This is a genomic window from Polaromonas sp. CG_9.11 (genome assembly GCF_015752225.1).
GTDB lineage: Bacteria > Pseudomonadota > Gammaproteobacteria > Burkholderiales > Burkholderiaceae_C > Polaromonas.
On the sequence record NZ_JADOVE010000053.1, the window covers coordinates 1 to 5647 of the forward strand.

Sequence of the window (5647 nt, forward strand, 5' to 3'; positions counted from 1 at the left end):
GTGATGTGAATGCGGTGTTCTGGTCATGAAATGAAGCTGTCGGGCAGTTAGCCATCAAAGAATTGGATGCGACAACAATTCTGACACCCGGGGTGAGTCGGGCTGGTCCACTCAGGGGCAGTGCTGGTTTGGAGCAGGTCGCGCCGGTTGAGCAAGATGTCGCGGATGTGGGAGTATTTGCTGGTGCCCAGGCCCAGCGCCAGGGTGCAGGCCGCCTCCAGCCTGGCCTCGCCATAGCGCTTGGACAGGGACAGCAGGCCCAGGCAGGCGCGGTAGGCGTGCTCGGGATGGGGTTGGCGCTCGAGCATTTTGCGCACCGTGGCGGCGCAGGCCACCCCGATGCGCTCGCCCCAGGCCACCAGCCGTTCGGGTGTCCACTGGGCCTGATGTTGGTGGCGTTCTGGCAGGTGCTCAGTCACGGTGGTGAAACCGCCTTTGTGGACGCAGCGCATAGCCGCGACATGGCGCTCGAGCAGAGCCTCACCAAACTGATCCTTTATCGAGACACCGTGCCTTTGTACGATTCAACAATCCGCGGCTATGGCGCGTGTTGGGGGCCAGCCCGGCTCCGGAACTGGCAAAAATGCTTCGATGCGATCGTCTACACACCCTGACATTTCAAGAGCATCAGCAAGCTGGATGACCAGTCCCCAAACATCGGAGCTTTGGAGCTTTTGAATGACGAGTTCCACCATATATTCTAAGTTGTCGCGGCCAAGCAGCAGGCAATCATCTGCAATGGCAGTCACCCCGTCTCCTTCGCCATCAAAATTAAATTCCGGAGGATTTCCGAGATATAGGTGCTCCGCAAGTTCTCCAGCAACTACGCCGCAAAGATGAGCTCGGATCTGTCTCCAGATTTTGCGTCGATACGAACCTGGGAACGGTTTTAGGGAAGTCCGAAACATCTGACGATCAAATCTGTTCTTTGACGTTTTGCATCTCGCCGCAGGGTGATCCTCAAATTTTTCACAAACTCCCCAAAGGTCATGCAGTACACCGCCCTTTCGCAATTTGACAGTCCAGTCAGTAGCCCCTTCCGGCGCAACAGCGACCTGGGCAATTTTGTATCCCCCTATTGCGTACATGACTGCGTGTGCGGCTTCATGAACGCACGTGAGACGACGCTCATGCCGAGACAATCCGGGATCCGGTATTGAAACGACCGGCACCCCACCAAGTTGGCAATGGCCAATGCCAGGTAAACCAACAGCCATCTGAAGCGAATTTTCCGATACCAAACACTGAAACATATTCGTATTCCTCAGGAATCTGGGCATTGCCCAACGTTTTTGATTGATCGAACAAGTCTTGAGACAACCCAAAAGCCAATCGTAAGTCTGCATCAGATATTTATTTCGGTGGGGCTGAATAAGACCAAATCGCTCAATGTAAAAGGCGTGGTCCATGCAATTTCAACAGGTCAACTTTCCAGATTTCATGTATGAATTTCGGCGGCAATGCATCGGCTCAGCTTTGTTTTAAAGCCCATCTACGGCATGAACCCGATCTGTTTGTTTGAAGCGTGTTTCGTCGCACATAGCGCTGTGCTCCAATTGCCATCGAAAGATGCGTTTCGGGATTGAGCCTTGCCTGACCAGCCATCTGCATTCCCAGCGCAATAAATGAAAAAAAGAAAACCACCCAAGCGTCAGCAGCAACGAACCAAGTCCCGCCTGATACACCTGCTGCTGGCTCTAGTATTCGGTTTTTCCCTGCACTCCTGCGCCGACATTCCAGCCAAAGGCGTGGTCGCCGCAGGAAATGGAATAGAGCAGTTCGCAAGTGAACTGAATGTGGCTTTGCGCGAGGTTGGAACACCTCATACAACCTCGAAGGTTTCCCCTTCGACCCACACAGACAATGACGCAGATTCCTTTCCGGCCTGTCGCCAGTTTTTTGCACGCGGAAGACCCCCCGTTGTTGCACCACGGCCAACCAATCGAGCCCTCTGCTACGACGCCTTTGCCATCCTTCATTCTGGTGAAAGCAAGACGGCTGTCTTCGTGGCCGAGAAGCTCAATCGCGCCTCGATAGCTGATGCAGACGAGAAAAGAACAAACAAGTTTTTTTCTGATGCGCGCCTACGTTCTGCTGAGCGGGCCACTTTGGACGACTACAAAGGAAGTGGATTTGACCGTGGTCATATGGCCCCTGCCGGCGATATGCCTACACCACAGGCTATGGCCCAAAGCTTTTCACTGGCAAACATGGTTCCCCAGGCGTCAGAACATAACCGTGGTGTATGGGCCAGGTCAGTTGAGGCTGCCACCCGTAAATATGCTGAAAGAGCTACTGGAAACGTTTACGTCATCACAGGGCCTGTCTACGAACCGAGCATTGCGTCAAGTCAAGGAATCGGTGCCGGTCAGGTGCGCGTTCCAAAGTACCTGTTCAAGCTGGTTTATGACGAAGACAAAAACCGGGCGTGGGCACACTGGCACCTGAATAACGATGCTACGCGAGGCTCGAAGCCCATCAGCTATGCTGAACTGGTTCAGCGTACCGGGATCAACTTTTTGCCGGGTGTGGGTCCAGAACATTGAAGTAAGCGAATAGGTCTCCAGCACGATGCAGACTCAGCCCGCCTTCGCCACAGGCAGCGCTTTCCAGTCCGTCGTGTAATGAGGCGTTCGAAGCTGCTGCCTCATCGACCAGGCCCGTTTGTCACCCGCCAGCCCTTCGCTGGCCACCTTGAGCGTGCCCCGGCCATAACGGTCGTTCAATTGGTCCACCGTGCGCATCAGCTTGCTGCGGTCATCTGCGGGATCATTCTCCAGATCCAATTCGCCCTGCTGCATCGTGTCGGCTTGCAGGTCCATCAACATGATGCCGGCCTTTATGTAATCAAAGCCGGGCCGGTAGATGTGTCTCAAACCCATGACGGCAGCAGCCACCAGCAAGTTGCTGTCTGCTGTAGGCCGGCGCAACGGGACCGTGGTCGAGGTGTTGATCCTTGGCCCTGGCCGAAACGGGCTGGTGTGGATGAAGACATGGATCTGCGCCGCTAGGCTGTTTTGCTGGCGCAGCTTAAAACTGGCGCCGCTGGCAAAGGCGCTGACGGCTTCGGCCAGGTCCTTCAGGTCCGTGATGGGCTGACCAAAGCTACGGGTGAAAGCGATTTCCTTTTTGGGTGACGGTTGATTTTCAATTGTCATGCACGGCTGGCCCTGCAACTCCCGCACCGTGCGTTCCAGCACTACGGACCAACGGCTGCGAATCGTGGAGGGACTGATCTGCACCAGTTGCAGCACATTGGTGATGCCCTCCGTCGTAAGCTGCTGGGCAATGCGCCGCCCGATTCCCCACACTTCGCCGACCGCAGTCGCCTCAAACACCGCATCCAGATCGGATGCCGGCAAAGCGCCCAGATTGCAGACCCGGGCGAGCTCAACGGGATAACTGCCGGGTTTTCGATCGGCGCTTTTGGCGACGTGGTTGGCCAGCTTGGCCAGCGTCTTAGTCGGACCCATTCCGATGCCGGTGGGGATGCCTATCCACTCCAGAATGCGCTGGCGCACCTGCTGGCCGCGAGCTGTCAAGTCACCCCGCACTCCAGAAAGGTCGATAAAGCTTTCGTCAATGGAATAGATCTCCTGCCCTGGGCCCAGCCCTGCGGCAATGCCCATCATGCGGTCGCTCATGTCGCCGTACAGGGTGAAATTGGCCGACAGGGCAATCACGCCGTGTTCTTCGGCCAGTTGCCGGCATTCAAACCAGGGCTGGCCCATCTTGATGCCAATCGCCTTGGCTTCGTTGCTTCGGGCAATGGCACAGCCGTCGTTGTTGCTCAGAACGACAACAGGGCGGGTTTTAAGGATGGGCCGGAAGGCGCGCTCGCACGACACGTAAAAATTGTTGCCATCGACCAGCGCAAACATCGCATCACCGCAATAGCGTGACCACAGCGGTGACCTTGCCGCAGATCGTCATGATCTGGCCTTCCCTGAAGATAATCGGCGGAAAGGTCGGATTGGCCGCCACCAGGGACACCCGGCCATCACTGCGTCGCCGGCGAAAATATTTGACCGTGAAGTCCCCATCGACCTCAGCCACCACGATATCGCCATCCCTCACGCTGGACGTCAGGGCGCGGTTGACCACCAGCAGGTCACCGTTATCAATGGCCGGCTGCATGGACACGCCCGCTACCCACCAAAAGAAAGTGGCCAAGGGATGGGTGATCACCAGCTCGTTCAGATCGCACCGCTTGACGGCAAAATCAGCGGCTGGCGATGGAAAGCCCGCCCTGAGCTTGCCCTCGACCATGGGCAGGGGCAGGGCCATACCCAATTGAAAGGGTATGGCGTCTGGCGGCATAATACTGGTCATGCATACAGTGTACCCACCGACACGGATACTGAAGCAAGAACTGAAGTAAAAAATTGACGCGAAAAAATATCGTAGAGTCAGGCCATGTGTGCCCACTATGAAGCTGTTCGCCAATGGGAAGCCTACGAGAAGCACTTCGGCACCCAGCGGCCGATGGGCTTGGTGCAAATGCCTCTGCACATCTTTCCGACGGCGCTGGCGCCTTTGATCCGCAGGCCTGCCGAACTGGACAGCGGTGATGAAGCCGTGCCGGCGCGGGAACTGGTGCTGGGGCACTTTGGCTTGCTGCCTGGCTTTGCGAAAGACACCAAATACGGCTTGCGAACTTACAACGCCCGCACCGAAACTGTCGACCAGCTGGCCAGTTTCAAACACGCTTGGGCCAAGCGCCGGCACTGCATCATTGCCTGCGAGGCAATTTACGAGCCCGATTGGCGCACCGGCAAACACATCCCCACCAGGATCACTAGACGAGATTGCGCCCCGCTGGGCTTGGCGGGACTGTGGAGTCCATGGAAAGACCCGGTCACGGGCCAATGGCATAACAGCTTTGCCATGTTGACCATCAACGCCGACACGCACCCGATCTTCAAAGAGCTGCACCGACCGGACCTGAAACGTCCGCCGGATAAACAGGACAAGCGCATGGTGGTGATCTTGAACGATGACGCTTACGACGGCTGGCTGGATGTACCAGTCGAGAAGTCGAAGGAGTTTTTTGTTCAATACCCGGCCGATAAGCTCCTGGCCACGGGCATGCCGACAGCCCCTAAACCGACAAAAGCGGCAGTGACCGATGAGGAATAGCGATCACCGTTTCTTGCAGTGGTAGGCAGCGATCCGATTGCGAGAATCTCCATAAGGGCGCCCAAGGGCCACATCGACGACTGAAGCGATCGATAGGGGGACCTTCTTTGCACTTGAGGGCATACCGAACCCTTGGGTACCGCTGTATCTCCAGGCCAACCTGAGAGAGTGCCGAGATTTGAAAAGGTTGAAACGTCTAAGCCAAAATTTCACACCGCTTTTAAGGCAACACACCAAAACGGCACGGTTCAATATGAGCTTTTTGATAAGGAATAGGTTTATGCTGTGTTTTTGTGGGTACACAACTTAAAGCCGGGAGTCCAGAATTCATTCATTCCTTTTAAGGCGTGAACAAATGAACAAACCTGGCCGTCCAACATACAAAATTATTTCTGAGCGCCTCGCCTCCATGCGCGGTGGCTGTCAAGGAAGTTGTCGCCTGAAGTGAAGTGAGTCAGGCTACTTTTTGCGTGTTTCGAAGCTCCTTGATTTGTGGGGTTTCTGGGTT

Annotated in this window: 5 protein-coding genes and 1 pseudogene; 2 read left to right on the forward strand and 4 right to left on the reverse strand. The window is 55.8% G+C overall.

Annotated features, from left to right (window positions below; all coding sequences use genetic code 11):
* Nucleotides 1–47: 47 nt before the first annotated feature.
* Together IWX85_RS19875 and IWX85_RS19880 are read right to left on the reverse strand one after the other, a co-directional pair.
* Nucleotides 48–452 (reverse strand): annotated as a pseudogene (locus IWX85_RS19875) (hypothetical protein); the annotation flags it as partial.
* Nucleotides 453–524: 72 nt separating this feature from the next.
* Nucleotides 525–1409 carry a hypothetical protein gene (locus tag IWX85_RS19880; RefSeq protein ID WP_196870946.1) on the reverse strand — a complete coding sequence of 295 codons (885 nt, stop codon included), beginning with the start codon at nucleotides 1407–1409 and terminating at the stop codon, nucleotides 525–527.
* 216 nt (nucleotides 1410–1625) lie between these two features.
* Here IWX85_RS19880 and IWX85_RS19885 point away from each other — a divergent pair, with 216 nt between their 5' ends.
* Nucleotides 1626–2546 (forward strand): DNA/RNA non-specific endonuclease, encoded by a 921-nt coding sequence (locus IWX85_RS19885; RefSeq protein WP_196870947.1) that lies wholly within the window; start codon nucleotides 1626–1628, stop codon nucleotides 2544–2546.
* A 33-nt stretch (nucleotides 2547–2579) separates the two neighbouring features.
* Here the strand turns inward: IWX85_RS19885 and IWX85_RS19890 are convergent, their stop codons facing one another.
* Complete coding sequence (locus IWX85_RS19890; RefSeq protein ID WP_196870948.1) at nucleotides 2580–3881, reverse strand: Y-family DNA polymerase; 1302 nt, start codon at nucleotides 3879–3881, stop codon at nucleotides 2580–2582.
* 4 nt (nucleotides 3882–3885) lie between these two features.
* On the reverse strand, nucleotides 3886–4332 hold the full coding sequence (locus IWX85_RS19895; protein WP_196870949.1) for a LexA family transcriptional regulator: 447 nt from the start codon (nucleotides 4330–4332) through the stop codon (nucleotides 3886–3888).
* Nucleotides 4333–4416: 84 nt separating this feature from the next.
* On the opposite strand from IWX85_RS19895, the gene IWX85_RS19900 reads away from it, so the two are divergent.
* Nucleotides 4417–5139, forward strand: coding sequence for an SOS response-associated peptidase (locus tag IWX85_RS19900; RefSeq protein ID WP_196870950.1), 723 nt, complete (start codon nucleotides 4417–4419; stop codon nucleotides 5137–5139).
* Nucleotides 5140–5647 lie beyond the last annotated feature (508 nt).